Raw genomic sequence first — 14,464 nt, 5'->3', positions numbered from 1 at the left:
ACGCTATGAGTAATCGTAAGTATTTTGGCACCGACGGCATTCGCGGAAAAGTAGGCGAAATGCCTATTACGCCTGATTTCGTGCTTAAGCTGGGCTGGGCTGCAGGAAAAGTGCTGGCGCGTCACGGCTCGAAAAAAATCATTATTGGTAAAGATACGCGCATCTCCGGCTATATGCTGGAGTCGGCGCTGGAGGCGGGTCTGGCCGCTGCCGGCCTTTCTGCCGCGTTCACCGGCCCGATGCCAACGCCCGCTATTGCTTATTTAACCCGTACGTTTCGTGCTGAAGCAGGGATCGTAATTTCCGCCTCGCATAATCCGTTTGAGGATAACGGCATCAAGTTCTTCTCTTCTGAAGGCACTAAACTGCCGGACGAAGTTGAAGAAGCGATCGAGCAGGAAATGGAAAAGCCGTTAACCTGCGTGGAGTCTGCGTTGCTGGGGCGCGCCAGCCGTATTGTCGATGCCGCTGGGCGTTATATTGAGTTTTGCAAAGGCACGTTCCCCAGCGAATTGAATCTGAACGGCTTGAAAATAGTAGTCGATTGCGCAAATGGCGCCACTTATCACATCGCGCCTAACGTATTGCGTGAACTGGGCGCAACGGTAATTTCGCTTGGCGTGCAGCCTGACGGCATGAACATCAACAAAGAGTGTGGCGCGACCGATGTGCGTGCATTGCAGCAGCGCGTTCTTGAATCCAAAGCGGATGTTGGGCTGGCCTTTGACGGCGACGGAGATCGCGTCATGATGGTTGATCATCTGGGCAATAAGGTTGATGGCGATCAGATCCTCTACATCATTGCGCGTGAAGGCCTGCGTCAGGGGCAGCTGCGCGGCGGCGTAGTGGGGACGCTGATGAGTAATATGGGGCTTGAGCTGGCACTGAAGCAGCTGGGAATTCCATTCGCGCGCGCCAAAGTCGGCGACCGCTACGTGCTGGAAAAATTGCAGGAAAAAGGCTGGCGTCTGGGCGCAGAAAATTCCGGGCATGTCATTTTGCTGGACAAAACCACCACCGGCGACGGCATCGTTGCAGGTTTGCAAGTGCTTACCGCTATGGCGCGTAATCACATGACGCTACACGATCTGTGCAGCGGAATGAAGCTGCTGCCGCAGATCCTGGTCAACGTGCGCTTTAGCGGCACCACAGACCCGCTGGAGAGCGCTGAGGTTAAAGCGGTTACGGCTGAAGTCGAAAAAACGTTAGCGGGGCGTGGACGCGTTCTGCTGCGTAAATCGGGCACTGAGCCGTTAATCCGCGTGATGGTTGAAGGCGAGGATGAGGCGCAGGTTACCGCGCTGGCGCATCGTATCGCCGATGCGGTGAAAGCGGCCTGATAGTGCGGCTGTAAACGCACACGCTGTTTTAACGCCCGCTATCGATAATATGTTCCCTGGCTGACCACCTTTTGTCTGCCAGGGAACCGGTGGTTTCGACGTAAAAAACAGCATGATGGCGCTTTTTTCTGCAATCAGTGCCGCAGGGAAAAATTGCGCTTGCAGATGTTTATGCCTTTGGTTAGTATTCACACCCGCTTCTGATGGGTAATAACAATTATCCCGTCAATTGGTTTGAAGCTTTTGATGTGCGGTGACCGCGCAAGGAAACAGGTTGATTATGTACGAAGCTCTGTTAGTCGTTTTTCTGTTAGTAGCAATTGGCCTTGTTGGTCTGATCATGCTGCAGCAGGGTAAAGGCGCTGATATGGGAGCCTCCTTTGGTGCAGGCGCTTCCGGCACGCTATTTGGTTCTTCCGGTTCTGGTAACTTCATGACCCGTATGACCGCAGTGTTGGCGACCCTGTTCTTCGTTATCAGCCTGATTCTGGGTAACCTGAACAGCAATAAAACTTCCAAAGGAAGCGAGTGGGAAAACCTGACTCAGCCGGCACAGTCGCAGACTGCACCAGCTAAACCGGCAGCGCCGGGCAGCGATATCCCGCAATAAGTATTAAGCTTTCGACGCGGCTCAGGATAAGGTCGCAGTCTTAAAGTGCCGAGGTGGTGGAATTGGTAGACACGCTACCTTGAGGTGGTAGTGCCCGATTGGGCTTACGGGTTCAAGTCCCGTCCTCGGTACCAAATCTCAGTTTTACTTGCATTTTGTGCATGTTCGGCGTAATATTCGCCACGTTTTCGGACGCGGGGTGGAGCAGCCTGGTAGCTCGTCGGGCTCATAACCCGAAGGTCGTCGGTTCAAATCCGGCCCCCGCAACCACTTTCCCTTAGAGTTATTTTTCAAATATACTGTATGCATCTCCGGACGCATCCGCAGCCAATTTTGAAAAAAATTCTTTGGATGGTGTGCCGAGCCGCAGATGCGGCATACAGGGTCCAGTCGCATTAAGCCCCGATTTTTCGGGGTTTTTTGTTATCAGGAATCGCAATACTGGGCTATATGCCCTTTTTTTATGTCTTGGGGGTGGGCTTGTCCACATTAGAGCAGAAATTAACAGAGATGATTTCAGCACCGGTAGAAGCGCTTGGCTACGAACTGGTCGGTATCGAGTTCATTCGTGGTCGCACTTCAACGTTGCGCATCTATATTGATAGTGAAGATGGCATCAATGTTGATGATTGTGCTGATGTCAGCCACCAGGTAAGCGCAGTCATGGATGTGGAAGATCCCATCACCGTGCCTTACAACCTTGAAGTTTCCTCGCCGGGTCTTGAGCGCCCACTATTTACTGCTGAACACTATGCACGATTCACAGGTGAGGAAGTCAGCCTGGTGCTGCGTATGGCCGTCCAGAACCGCCGCAAATGGCAGGGCATCATTAAAGCTGTCGAAGGTGAAATGATTACGGTGACCGTCGAGGGTAAAGATGAAGTGTTCGCGCTGAGCAATATTCAGAAAGCGAACCTGGTCCCCCACTTTTAAAAGTCCGGATTGAGGCTAACCAGGATGAATAAAGAGATCTTAGCTGTTGTAGAAGCCGTTTCTAACGAAAAAGCCCTGCCGCGTGAGAAAATCTTCGAAGCGCTGGAGAGCGCACTGGCCACTGCAACCAAGAAAAAATATGAGCAGGAGATCGATGTTCGCGTTAGCATCGATCGTAAAAGCGGCGATTTCGATACTTTCCGCCGCTGGCAGGCCGTTGAAGAAGTGACGCAGCCGACGCGTGAAATCACGCTGGAAGCCGCCCGTTACGAAGATGAAACCATCAATCTGGGCGATTTTGTCGAAGATCAGATTGAGTCAGTAAAATTCGACCGCATCACGACGCAGACTGCCAAGCAGGTTATCGTACAGAAAGTACGTGAAGCAGAGCGCGCGATGGTGGTTGATCAGTTCCGCGAGCAGGAAGGCGAAATCATCACTGGCGTGGTGAAAAAAGTTAACCGCGATAATATTACGCTGGATTTGGGTAACAATGCTGAAGCCGTTATCCTGCGTGAAGATATGCTGCCGCGTGAAAACTTCCGCCCTGGCGATCGTCTCCGTGGCGTGCTTTATGCGGTGCGTCCGGAAGCGCGTGGCGCTCAGCTGTTTGTCAGCCGTTCCAAACCTGAGATGCTGATCGAGCTGTTCCGCATCGAAGTGCCGGAAATCGGCGAAGAAGTGATTGAAATTAAAGCGGCGGCACGCGATCCTGGTTCTCGCGCTAAAATTGCGGTGAAAACCAATGATAAGCGTATCGACCCCGTTGGTGCCTGTGTAGGCATGCGCGGCGCGCGCGTTCAGGCTGTATCCAGCGAGCTGGGCGGCGAACGTATTGATATCGTGCTGTGGGATGATAATCCGGCGCAGTTCGTGATTAATGCGATGGCGCCTGCCGACGTCGCTTCAATCGTGGTTGATGAAGATAATCACACCATGGATATCGCTGTAGAAGCTGGAAATCTGGCCCAGGCGATTGGCCGTAACGGCCAAAACGTACGTTTAGCTTCGCAACTGAGTGGTTGGGTGCTGAACGTAATGACTGTCGACGATCTGCAGGCGAAGCATCAGGCAGAAGCGCATGCTGCTATTGGTGTCTTTACTAAACACCTGGATGTCGACGAAGAGTTCGCGACCGTGCTGGTCGAGGAAGGTTTCTCCTCTCTGGAAGAGTTGGCCTATGTGCCGATGCATGAGCTGCTGGAAATCGACGGCCTGGATGAAGCGACTGTAGAAGCACTACGCGAACGTGCGAAAAATGCGTTAACGACCCTGGCGCTGGAAAAGGCGGAGAGCCTTGGCAACGGCGTACCTGCTGACGATCTGCTAAACCTTGAAGGTATGGAGCGTGATCTGGCCAATAAGCTGGCGGCAAGAGGTGTTTGCACGCTGGAAGATCTGGCTGAGCAGGGTGTTGACGATCTGACAGATATTGAAGGCCTGGATGATGAGAAGGCCGGCGCTCTGATTATGGCGGCGCGTAATATCTGCTGGTTCGGCGATGACGCGTAATAACAGGAAGGAACAGCATGACAGATGTAACCGTAAAATCGCTGGCCGCAGAGATACAGACCTCGGTAGAACGCCTGGTACAGCAGTTTGCTGATGCAGGGATCCGTAAGTCTGAAAATGACTCTGTAACCCAGCAAGAAAAAGAAACCTTACTGACGCACCTGAACCGCGATAATGGCAGCCCGTCAGGTAAGTTAACGCTGCAGCGTAAAACGCGTAGCACCTTGAATATTCCTGGCACCGGGGGTAAAAGTAAGTCGGTGCAAATCGAAGTCCGCAAAAAGCGCACCTATGTAAAAGAGGATGCTGAGGCTGAAAAAGCTAAGGCTGAAGCAGAAGCGCAGGCGCAGCGTGAAGCGGAAGAACAGGCTCGTCGTGAGGCGGAAGAAAAAGCCACGCGCGAAGCAGCGGAAAAAGCGAAGCGTGAAGCCGAAGAGCAAGCCAAACGCGAAGCCGCGGAAAAGGCTAAGCGCGAAGCAGCGGAAAGTGAGAAAGTGACGAACCAACAAACCGACGAAATGACCCGGGCCGGACAGTCTGATAAAGCCCGCCGCGAAGCAGAAGCCGCAGAGCTGAAGCGTAAAGTGGAAGAAGAAGCCCGCCGTAAGCTGGAAGAAGATGCGCGCCGTGTAGCAGAAGAAGCGCGCAAACTGGCCGAGCAGAAAGCAGGCGACTGGGAAGTAAAACCAACCGAGAGCGATGACGCTGACTATCACGTTACCACTTCTCAACATGCCCGCCAGGCTGAAGACGAAAACGACCGCGAAGTTGAAGGTGGTCGTAGCCGTACTCGCACCACCGCTAAAGCGCCGCGCCCGCGTAAGGGCAACAAACATGCAGAAGCTAAAACCGATCGTGAAGAAGCCCGTGCGGCTATTCGTGGCGGTAAAGGCGGCAAGCATCGTAAAGGCAGTGCGCTGCAGCAGGGCTTTAACAGACCGGCGCAGGCTGTTAACCGTGACGTAATCATCGGTGAAACCATCACCGTTGCGGAACTGGCTAACAAAATGGCGGTTAAAGGCTCTCAGGTCATCAAAGCGATGATGAAGATGGGCGCGATGGCTACCATCAACCAGGTTATCGATCAGGAAACTGCTCAGCTGGTCGCGGAAGAGATGGGACACAAAGTGATCCTGCGCCGCGAGAACGAGCTGGAAGAAGCGGTAATGAGCGATCGTGATACCGGTGCTGCTGCTGAGTCTCGTGCGCCAGTGGTTACTATCATGGGTCACGTTGACCATGGTAAAACCTCTCTGCTGGATTACATCCGCTCTACCAAAATCGCCTCTGGCGAAGCGGGCGGCATTACTCAGCACATCGGTGCTTACCATGTTGAAACCGACAACGGCATGATCACCTTCCTTGACACCCCGGGTCACGCCGCGTTTACCGCTATGCGTGCACGTGGTGCGCAGGCAACGGATATCGTGGTGCTGGTTGTTGCTGCCGACGATGGCGTAATGCCTCAGACCATTGAAGCCGTTCAGCATGCGAAAGCCGCTGGCGTGCCGGTCGTTGTTGCTGTCAACAAGATTGATAAGCCTGACGCGGATCCGGATCGTGTGAAAAACGAACTGACGCAGTACGGTATCATTCCGGAAGAGTGGGGTGGTGAGAACATGTTCGTTAACGTTTCTGCGAAAGCAGGTACCGGCGTTGACGATCTGCTGAACGCTATTCTGCTGCAGTCTGAAGTACTTGAGCTGAACGCAGTACGTGCCGGTATGGCCAGCGGCGTCGTGATCGAATCCTTCCTGGATAAAGGTCGTGGCCCGGTTGCTACCGTTCTGGTACGCGAAGGTACGCTGCGTAAAGGCGATATCGTACTCTGCGGTTTTGAATATGGCCGTGTACGTGCAATGCGCGACGAAATGGGCCATGAAGTGACCGAAGCGGGTCCTTCCATTCCGGTAGAGATCCTCGGCCTGTCTGGCGTTCCTGCGGCCGGTGATGAAGCGACCGTGGTTCGTGACGAGAAAAAAGCGCGTGAAGTTGCGCTGTATCGTCAGGGCAAATTCCGCGAAGTTAAACTGGCACGTCAGCAGAAATCTAAGCTGGAAAACATGTTTGCCAACATGACCGAAGGCGACGTTTCCGAGCTGAACATCGTATTGAAAGCCGACGTACAGGGTTCTGTCGAAGCCATTTCCGACTCCCTGCTGAAACTTTCTACTGATGAAGTGAAAGTGAAGATCGTGGGTTCAGGCGTGGGCGGTATCACCGAAACCGACGCAACGCTGGCCGCGGCATCCAACGCTATCATCCTGGGCTTCAACGTCCGTGCCGACGCCTCAGCGCGCCGTGTTATCGAAGCGGAAAGCCTGGATCTGCGCTACTACTCGGTCATCTATAATTTGATCGATGAAGTGAAAGCAGCGATGAGCGGTATGCTGGCACCGGAATACAAACAGCAGATCATCGGTCTGGCCGAAGTGCGTGACGTGTTCAAATCACCGAAATTCGGCGCGATTGCTGGTTGTATGGTTACCGAAGGCGTGGTTAAACGTCATAACCCAATCCGTGTACTGCGTGACAACGTGGTTATCTATGAAGGCGAGCTGGAATCTCTGCGTCGCTTTAAAGATGACGTTAACGAAGTGCGTAACGGCATGGAGTGTGGTATCGGCGTTAAGAACTACAACGACGTTCGCACTGGCGACATGATCGAAGTCTTCGAAGTGATCGAAATCCAGCGTACCATCGAATAACGATCGCATCGCAAGTGGCATTTGGGAAGCCCTGCGCTTCCCCGGACTGAGCCCCGCCATTTCATGGTCGGGGCTCAGCCATTATCAGGAGAAATAATTATGGCGAAAGAATTTGGTCGCCCACAGCGTGTCGCACAGGAACTGCAAAAAGAGATCGCCATGATCATCCAGCGTGAGATTAAAGATCCGCGTGTAGGCATGATGGTGACCGTTTCAGGCGTAGAGGTTTCGCGCGATTTGGCCTATGCCAAAGTGTTTGTTACTTTTTTGAATGATGATAATGCTGACGCCATCAAGGGCGGCATCAAAGCGCTGCAGGATGCGTCTGGCTACATCCGTTCTCTGCTCGGCAAAGCGATGCGTCTGCGTATCGTGCCTGAGCTCACTTTCTTTTACGATAATTCGTTGGTGGAAGGGATGCGTATGTCCAACCTGGTCACTAACGTAGTGAAAAAAGATGTTCAGCGCCGGGGCCCGGCGGAAGAAGACGACAAGGAGGAGTAATGAGTCGTCCTCGTCGTCGCGGCCGCGATATTCATGGCGTGTTGCTGCTCGATAAGCCTCAGGGGCTCTCCTCGAACGATGCTTTGCAAAAAGTGAAGCGTATTTTCCGGGCGAATAAAGCGGGCCACACCGGCGCGCTGGACCCTTTGGCAACCGGCATGCTGCCGATCTGCCTGGGTGAAGCAACCAAGTTCTCGCAATATTTACTGGATGCGGATAAACGTTATCGGGTCATTGCACGTCTGGGGCAGCGTACCGATACGTCAGATGCCGACGGGCAGATTATCAGCGAACGCGCTGTTACCTTCAGCCAGGCGCAGCTTGATGAAGCGTTGGAAAGTTTCCGTGGCGAAACGCAGCAGGTGCCTTCCATGTACTCTGCCCTGAAATATCAGGGGCGTCCTCTGTACGAATATGCGCGTCAGGGGCTGGAAGTGCCGCGTGAAGCTCGTTCCATTACGGTTCATGAACTGCAGTTTATTCGCTGGCAGGACAATGAGCTGGAGCTGGAAATTCACTGTTCTAAAGGCACCTACATTCGCACTATTATTGATGATTTGGGTGAAAAGCTGGGCTGCGGCGCGCATGTGATTATGCTGCGTCGTCTGCAGGTGGCCCGCTATCCCATTGAGAAAATGATTACGCTTGAGCAACTGCACGCCTTACAGGGCGAGCCGGGAGACTTAAGCGAAGAGGCGCAGACGCAGCTGGATGCGTTGTTGATGCCAATGGATAGCCCGGCCTCCGATTATCCGGAAGTTAATCTGAGCGAAATTGCTGCGGGTTATTTCAAGCAGGGACAACCGGTGCAGGCGTCAGGCGCGCCGCATAGCGGACTGGTGCGGGTTACTGAAGGGGATGCGCGTAAGTTTATCGGGATGGCTGAAATCGCTGACGATGGACGCGTAGCACCACGCCGTTTGGTTGTAGAATATTCTGCCTGAGCTATTTGCACTCATCTCAGCCTGAGAGTAGAATAATGCGGCTTTACATGGGGTCGCTGAATTAGAGATTGGCACCCTGAAATTTATCATTTAACCGGAGTTCATTATGTCTCTAAGTACCGAAGCTAAAGCAGAGATCGTTGCTAAATACGGTCGTGGCACTAACGACAGCGGCTCAACCGAAGTTCAGGTTGCACTGCTGACTGCTCAGATCAATCACCTGCAAGGCCACTTTTCTGAGCACAAGAAAGATCACCACAGCCGTCGCGGTCTGCTGCGCATGGTTTCTCAGCGTCGTAAGCTGCTGGATTACCTGAAGCGTAAAGATGTTGCTCGCTACACCAGCCTGATCGAAAGCCTGGGCCTGCGTCGCTAAGTCTTAACATGCTGTTTTATGGCGAATACGCTATCAGAACGGTATGGTGCAAGTTTCGAAAGAAAAGGGGCCTCCGGGCCCCTTTTTTCAAGCAATCCGCAGCAATCCATAGCAATCTATTGTATTGTTGCAGTATGTGATCTTTATTTGCAGAGGTTCGCGCGGCTAATGAGAGACTTTATGCCCGACAGGTATAAGGATTGTCATTAGTCGCGAGGATGCAATAAAGGTTTAAAACCCACTGCAGGCAAGCTTTATGTGCCTGCTTTGACGTAAAGGAAGTCATTTTGCTAAATCCGATTATTCGTAAATTCCAGTATGGTCAGCATACCGTGACGCTTGAGACCGGTATGATGGCTCGCCAGGCCACTGCTGCCGTTATGGTCAGCATGGATGATACCGCTGTATTTGTTACCGTTGTTGGTCAGAAAAAGGCGAAAGCCGGTCAGGACTTCTTTCCGCTGACCGTAAACTATCAGGAGCGTACTTACGCTGCCGGTCGTATCCCGGGAAGTTTCTTCCGCCGTGAAGGCCGTCCAAGCGAAGGCGAAACCCTGATTGCGCGTCTGATTGACCGCCCGGTTCGTCCGCTGTTCCCGGAAGGCTTCGTTAACGAAGTTCAGGTTATCGCCACTGTGGTATCAGTAAACCCGCAGGTTAACCCTGATATCGTTGCAATGATTGGTGCTTCTGCCGCGCTGAGCCTGTCTGGTATGCCGTTTAACGGCCCGATTGGCGCCGCTCGCGTAGGCTACATCAACGATCAGTATGTGCTGAACCCAACTTCTGATGAGATTAAACAGTCTCGTCTGGACCTGGTGGTTGCAGGTACTCAGGGCGCAGTGCTGATGGTGGAGTCCGAAGCGGATATCCTGACTGAAGAGCAGATGCTGGGCGCGGTTGTTTTCGGCCATGAGCAACAGCAGGTCGTTATTGAAAACATCAATGCGCTGGTTGCTGAAGCAGGCAAACCGCGTTGGGACTGGCAGCCTGAAGCTGTTAACCAGGCGCTGAACGCACGTATCGCGGCTCTGGCCGAATCCCGTCTTAGCGATGCTTACCGTATCACTGAAAAGCAGGAGCGCTATGCGCAGGTTGATCTGATCAAATCAGAAACCATCGCAGCGTTGCTGGCGGAAGATGAGACGCTGGATGATGGCGAGATCAGCGACATTCTGCACAACATCGAGAAAAACGTGGTGCGCAGCCGTGTTCTGAACGGCGAACCGCGTATCGATGGCCGTGAAAAAGATATGATTCGTGGTCTGGACGTTCGTACTGGCGTGCTGCCGCGTACTCATGGTTCCGCTCTGTTTACCCGTGGTGAAACGCAGGCGCTGGTTGCCGCAACGCTGGGTACCGCACGTGATGCTCAGAGCCTTGATGAGCTGATGGGCGAGCGTACCGATAACTTCCTGTTCCACTATAACTTCCCTCCGTACTCCGTAGGCGAGACCGGAATGGTAGGTTCACCGAAGCGTCGTGAAATCGGCCATGGTCGTCTGGCTAAACGCGGTGTACTGGCAGTAATGCCGAAACTGGATGAATTCCCGTATACCGTGCGCGTGGTATCTGAAATCACCGAATCTAACGGTTCTTCTTCTATGGCTTCCGTCTGTGGCGCATCTCTGGCGCTGATGGATGCTGGCGTGCCGATCAAAGCGGCCGTAGCCGGTATCGCGATGGGCCTGGTGAAAGAAGGCGACCGTTATGTGGTTCTGTCCGATATCCTGGGCGATGAAGATCACCTTGGCGATATGGACTTTAAAGTCGCTGGTAGCCGTGAAGGTATCACCGCGCTGCAGATGGATATCAAAATTGAAGGCATTACCCGCGAAATCATGCAGGCTGCGCTGAATCAGGCCAAAGGTGCGCGTCTGCACATTCTGGGCGTGATGGAGCAGGCTATCAGCACGCCGCGTGGTGATATCTCTGAGTTTGCACCGCGTATCCATACCATCAAGATCAATCCGGACAAAATCAAGGATGTGATCGGTAAAGGCGGTTCCGTAATCCGTGCTCTGACTGAAGAGACCGGCACCACTATCGAAATCGAAGATGACGGTACGGTGAAAATCGCTGCGACCGACGGTGACAAAGCGCAGCATGCTATCCGTCGTATCGAAGAGATCACGGCAGAGATCGAAGTGGGCCGCATCTACAACGGTAAAGTTACACGTATCGTTGACTTCGGTGCCTTCGTTGCAATTGGCGGCGGTAAAGAAGGTCTGGTTCATATTTCTCAAATCGCCGACAAGCGCGTTGAGAAAGTAACCGACTACCTGCAGATGGGCCAGGAAGTACCGGTTAAGGTACTGGAAGTGGACCGTCAGGGCCGTGTACGTCTGAGCATTAAAGAAGCCTCAGAACAGCAGCCGCAGGCAGAAACTGCAGCCGTTAACCCTGAAGCAGAGTAAAAGCGCGTTCGACATTGAGCTCTCCCCCCAGTGGGGAGAGCTGTTTCGTTGCGAGGGCGGGAATCCTTGTGCATGGCAGGCGGATGACAGGACGTACATCCCAATGTTGGTATTCGGGAGTGGGAAATGAAGCCTTTTTTGCGCTGGTGTTTCGTTGCGACAGCTATCACGCTGGCAGGATGCAGCAACTCAAATTGGCGTAAGAGCGATGTGCTGGCGGTTCCGCTACAGCCAACTCTGCAACAGGAAGTCATCCTGGCGCGCATGGAACAAATTCTTGCCAGTCGGGCACTGACCGATGATGAGCGTGCACAGCTATTATATGAGCGCGGAGTGTTGTATGATAGCTTAGGTCTGAGGGCATTAGCGCGGAACGATTTTTCGCAAGCGCTGTCTATAAGACCAGATATGCCTGAAGTATTTAATTATTTAGGTATATACTTAACGCAGGCGGGCAACTTTGATGCCGCCTATGAAGCGTTTGATTCTGTACTTGAGCTTGATCCAACTTACAATTATGCGCATTTAAACCGTGGTATCGCCCTCTATTACGGCGGACGATACAAGTTAGCGCAAGATGATCTGCTGGCGTTTTATCAAGACGATCCTAACGATCCTTTCCGCAGCCTGTGGCTTTATCTCGATGAACAAGAGATAGATGCCGATAAGGCGAAAGTGGCGCTGAAACAGCGTTACGACAGGGCGGACCGCGATCAATGGGGATGGAATATTGTCGAGTTCTACCTTGGCGACATCAGTGAAAAAACGCTGATGGAACGTCTCAAGGCGGACGCACCGGATAACACCTCGCTCGCTGAACATCTCAGTGAAACCAACTTCTATTTAGGTAAGTACTACCTAAGTCTGGGGGAGAAGGACAGCGCGGAAGCGTTGTTCAAACTGGCGGTTGCTAACAACGTACATAACTTTGTTGAGCACCGATACGCATTGTTGGAACTGGCGCTGTTAGGCCAGACACAAGACGATTTAACAGAATCTGACCAGCAATAGCTGACGAACACCTGAGTCCATTTTTGTAAAAAATGTCATCACCTTCCGGGGTGACGGCTTTTTTGTTCGTCAAAACATCTAATTTGAGCCGGTTCACATTTTTCAATGAAAATGATTGCATATTTTCAGGATGAGTTATGTAGACTGGCCGCCGTAATCTAAGAGGCACTTGTACTACATGACTGATATCCAAACCACTTTTTCCGATCTGGGTCTTAACGAATTCATCCTTAAAGCACTGAATGACCTGGGCTATGAAAAGCCTTCACCCATTCAGGCCGCCTGTATCCCACATCTGCTGGAAGGCCGCGATGTACTGGGTATGGCACAAACCGGTAGCGGTAAAACTGCAGCGTTCTCCTTACCGCTGCTGCATAACCTCGACCCTGAACTGAAAGCACCGCAGATTCTGGTGCTGGCACCGACGCGTGAGCTGGCGGTGCAGGTTGCAGAAGCGTGCAACGAATTTTCTAAACATATGCATGGCGTTAACGTACTGGCTCTGTACGGTGGTCAACGTTATGACGTGCAGCTGCGTGCGCTGCGCCAGGGTCCGCAGATCGTCGTCGGTACGCCGGGTCGTCTGCTGGATCACCTGAAACGCGGTACGCTGGATCTGTCTAACCTGCGTGGCCTGGTGCTGGACGAAGCAGATGAAATGCTGCGCATGGGCTTTATCGAAGACGTAGAAACCATCATGGCGCAGATTCCGGAAGGTCATCAGACCGCACTGTTCTCTGCCACCATGCCGGAAGCGATTCGCCGTATTACGCGTCGCTTTATGAAGGATCCGCAGGAAGTGCGTATCCAGAGCAGCGTTACCACGCGTCCTGACATCAGCCAGAGCTACTGGACTGTATGGGGTCGTAAGACCGATGCGCTGGTTCGCTTCCTGGAAGCTGAAGATTTTGATGCGGCGATTATTTTCGTACGTACTAAAAACGCCACGCTGGAAGTTGCTGAAGCGCTGGAGCGTAGCGGCTACAGCAGCGCTGCGTTGAACGGCGATATGAATCAGGCACTGCGTGAGCAGACGCTGGAACGTCTGAAAGATGGTCGTCTGGATATCCTGATCGCCACTGACGTAGCGGCGCGTGGTCTTGACGTTGAGCGTATCAGCCTGGTGGTAAACTATGACATCCCTATGGATTCAGAGTCTTACGTTCACCGTATCGGCCGTACCGGTCGTGCTGGCCGTGCTGGCCGTGCGCTGCTGTTCGTAGAAAACCGTGAACGTCGCCTGCTGCGCAACATCGAGCGCACCATGAAGCTGACGATCCCGGAAGTAGAACTGCCGAACGGAGAGCTGCTGAGCGCGCGTCGTCTGGAAAAATTCGCCGCGAAAGTACAGCAGCAGCTGGAAAGTAGCGATCTGGACCAGTACCGTGCCCTGCTGAGCAAGCTGTCGCCGGAAAACGATCTGGAAATGGAAACGCTGGCTGCCGCACTGTTGAAAATGGCACAGGGCGAACGTCCGCTGATTGTGCCGCCGGAAGCTCCGCGTCCGCAGCGTCGTGAATTCCGTGAGCGTGATGAGCGTCGTAGCCCGCGTGAAGCACGCGAAGGTCGTGACAGCCGTGACAGCCGTGAAGGTGGCGATCGTCCGCGTCGCGAGCGTCGTGACGTTGGCGATATGGAACTGTATCGTATCGAAGTGGGTCGTGATGATGGCGTCGAAGTGCGTCATATCGTTGGCGCTATCGCTAACGAAGGCGACATCAGCAGCCGTTACATTGGTAACATCAAGCTGTTTGCTTCTCACTCCACTATCGAGCTGCCGAAAGGCATGCCGGGTGAAATCCTGCAGCACTTCACCCGCACGCGTATTCTGAATAAACCGATGAATATGCAGCTGATGGGTGATGCGCAGCCGCGTGAGCGTTCTGAACGTGGCGGTGAGCGCGGCGGTGAGCGTCGTCCTGGCGGTCGTGGCGGCTTCGGCGGTGCTGGTCGTGAAGGCGGCGCTGGTCGTGAAGGCGGTCGTCGTTTCGGCGAGCGTCGTGAAGGTGCCGGCGCGCGCAGTAGCGGTAACCGTGACGGTGCCAGCCGTGGACCGCGTCGTGAAGAGAGCACCGGTACAGGCGCAGTACGCCGTCGCGATTACTAATC

11 protein-coding genes and 2 tRNA genes are annotated in these 14,464 nt (G+C 53.4%); all 13 read left to right on the top strand.

The annotated features are described in order from the left end of the window. Window positions 1-5: 5 nt before the first annotated feature. The 13 genes from glmM (at window position 6) to B1H58_RS04930 (ending at window position 14,462) form a co-directional block, all read left to right on the top strand. Window positions 6-1,340, top strand: coding sequence for a phosphoglucosamine mutase (gene glmM / locus B1H58_RS04990; RefSeq protein ID WP_085068287.1), 1,335 nt, complete (start codon window positions 6-8; stop codon window positions 1,338-1,340). A gap of 280 nt (window positions 1,341-1,620) precedes the next feature. Beyond that, complete coding sequence (gene secG / locus B1H58_RS04985; protein ID WP_085068285.1) at window positions 1,621-1,950, top strand: preprotein translocase subunit SecG; 330 nt, start codon at window positions 1,621-1,623, stop codon at window positions 1,948-1,950. 47 nt (window positions 1,951-1,997) lie between these two features. Continuing rightward, window positions 1,998-2,084: transfer RNA gene (locus tag B1H58_RS04980), tRNA-Leu, on the top strand. A 59-nt stretch (window positions 2,085-2,143) separates the two neighbouring features. After that, a tRNA-Met gene (locus B1H58_RS04975) sits at window positions 2,144-2,220 on the top strand. Window positions 2,221-2,430: 210 nt separating this feature from the next. Continuing rightward, window positions 2,431-2,883 carry a ribosome maturation factor RimP gene (gene rimP / locus B1H58_RS04970; protein WP_157130228.1) on the top strand — a complete coding sequence of 151 codons (453 nt, stop codon included), beginning with the start codon at window positions 2,431-2,433 and terminating at the stop codon, window positions 2,881-2,883. A 24-nt stretch (window positions 2,884-2,907) separates the two neighbouring features. Next, window positions 2,908-4,395, top strand: a complete 1,488-nt coding sequence (gene nusA, locus B1H58_RS04965) for a transcription termination factor NusA (protein WP_085068282.1) — start codon at window positions 2,908-2,910, stop codon at window positions 4,393-4,395. A 17-nt stretch (window positions 4,396-4,412) separates the two neighbouring features. Next, window positions 4,413-7,103, top strand: coding sequence for a translation initiation factor IF-2 (infB, locus tag B1H58_RS04960; protein WP_085068281.1), 2,691 nt, complete (start codon window positions 4,413-4,415; stop codon window positions 7,101-7,103). A gap of 99 nt (window positions 7,104-7,202) precedes the next feature. Beyond that, a complete protein-coding gene (rbfA, locus tag B1H58_RS04955) occupies window positions 7,203-7,607 on the top strand; it encodes a 30S ribosome-binding factor RbfA (protein WP_085068279.1) in 405 nt (134 codons plus the stop codon). Continuing rightward, window positions 7,607-8,551, top strand: coding sequence for a tRNA pseudouridine(55) synthase TruB (gene truB, locus B1H58_RS04950; protein WP_085068278.1), 945 nt, complete (start codon window positions 7,607-7,609; stop codon window positions 8,549-8,551). Before rbfA ends, truB begins: the two co-directional genes overlap by 1 nt. A 106-nt stretch (window positions 8,552-8,657) precedes the next feature. Next, window positions 8,658-8,927 carry a 30S ribosomal protein S15 gene (gene rpsO / locus B1H58_RS04945; RefSeq protein WP_085068276.1) on the top strand — a complete coding sequence of 90 codons (270 nt, stop codon included), beginning with the start codon at window positions 8,658-8,660 and terminating at the stop codon, window positions 8,925-8,927. Between the two features lie 287 nt (window positions 8,928-9,214). Beyond that, on the top strand, window positions 9,215-11,344 hold the full coding sequence (gene pnp / locus B1H58_RS04940; RefSeq protein WP_085068274.1) for a polyribonucleotide nucleotidyltransferase: 2,130 nt from the start codon (window positions 9,215-9,217) through the stop codon (window positions 11,342-11,344). 126 nt (window positions 11,345-11,470) lie between these two features. After that, window positions 11,471-12,355 (top strand): lipoprotein NlpI, encoded by an 885-nt coding sequence (nlpI, locus tag B1H58_RS04935; RefSeq protein ID WP_085068273.1) that lies wholly within the window; start codon window positions 11,471-11,473, stop codon window positions 12,353-12,355. Between the two features lie 178 nt (window positions 12,356-12,533). Further along, window positions 12,534-14,462, top strand: coding sequence for a DEAD/DEAH family ATP-dependent RNA helicase (locus tag B1H58_RS04930; RefSeq protein WP_085068271.1), 1,929 nt, complete (start codon window positions 12,534-12,536; stop codon window positions 14,460-14,462). Window positions 14,463-14,464 lie beyond the last annotated feature (2 nt).

Origin of the sequence: Pantoea alhagi (genome assembly GCF_002101395.1) — a bacterium.
Taxonomy (GTDB): domain Bacteria; phylum Pseudomonadota; class Gammaproteobacteria; order Enterobacterales; family Enterobacteriaceae; genus Mixta; species Mixta alhagi.
The sequence above is the reverse complement of the archived record's forward strand: the minus strand, read 5'-3'. Positions and strand labels throughout refer to the sequence as shown.

Bases quoted from the DNA above. Each gene is read 5' to 3' on its own strand.
- truB (WP_085068278.1), top strand. From the start codon at position 7,607: ATGAGTCGTCCTCGTCGTCGCGGCCGCGATATTCATGGCGTGTTGCTG.
- infB (WP_085068281.1), top strand. From the start codon at position 4,413: ATGACAGATGTAACCGTAAAATCGCTGGCCGCAGAGATACAGACCTCG.
- rbfA (WP_085068279.1), top strand. From the start codon at position 7,203: ATGGCGAAAGAATTTGGTCGCCCACAGCGTGTCGCACAGGAACTGCAA.
- nlpI (WP_085068273.1), top strand. From the start codon at position 11,471: ATGAAGCCTTTTTTGCGCTGGTGTTTCGTTGCGACAGCTATCACGCTG.
- secG (WP_085068285.1), top strand. From the start codon at position 1,621: ATGTACGAAGCTCTGTTAGTCGTTTTTCTGTTAGTAGCAATTGGCCTT.
- nusA (WP_085068282.1), top strand. From the start codon at position 2,908: ATGAATAAAGAGATCTTAGCTGTTGTAGAAGCCGTTTCTAACGAAAAA.
- B1H58_RS04930 (WP_085068271.1), top strand. From the start codon at position 12,534: ATGACTGATATCCAAACCACTTTTTCCGATCTGGGTCTTAACGAATTC.
- glmM (WP_085068287.1), top strand. From the start codon at position 6: ATGAGTAATCGTAAGTATTTTGGCACCGACGGCATTCGCGGAAAAGTA.
- rpsO (WP_085068276.1), top strand. From the start codon at position 8,658: ATGTCTCTAAGTACCGAAGCTAAAGCAGAGATCGTTGCTAAATACGGT.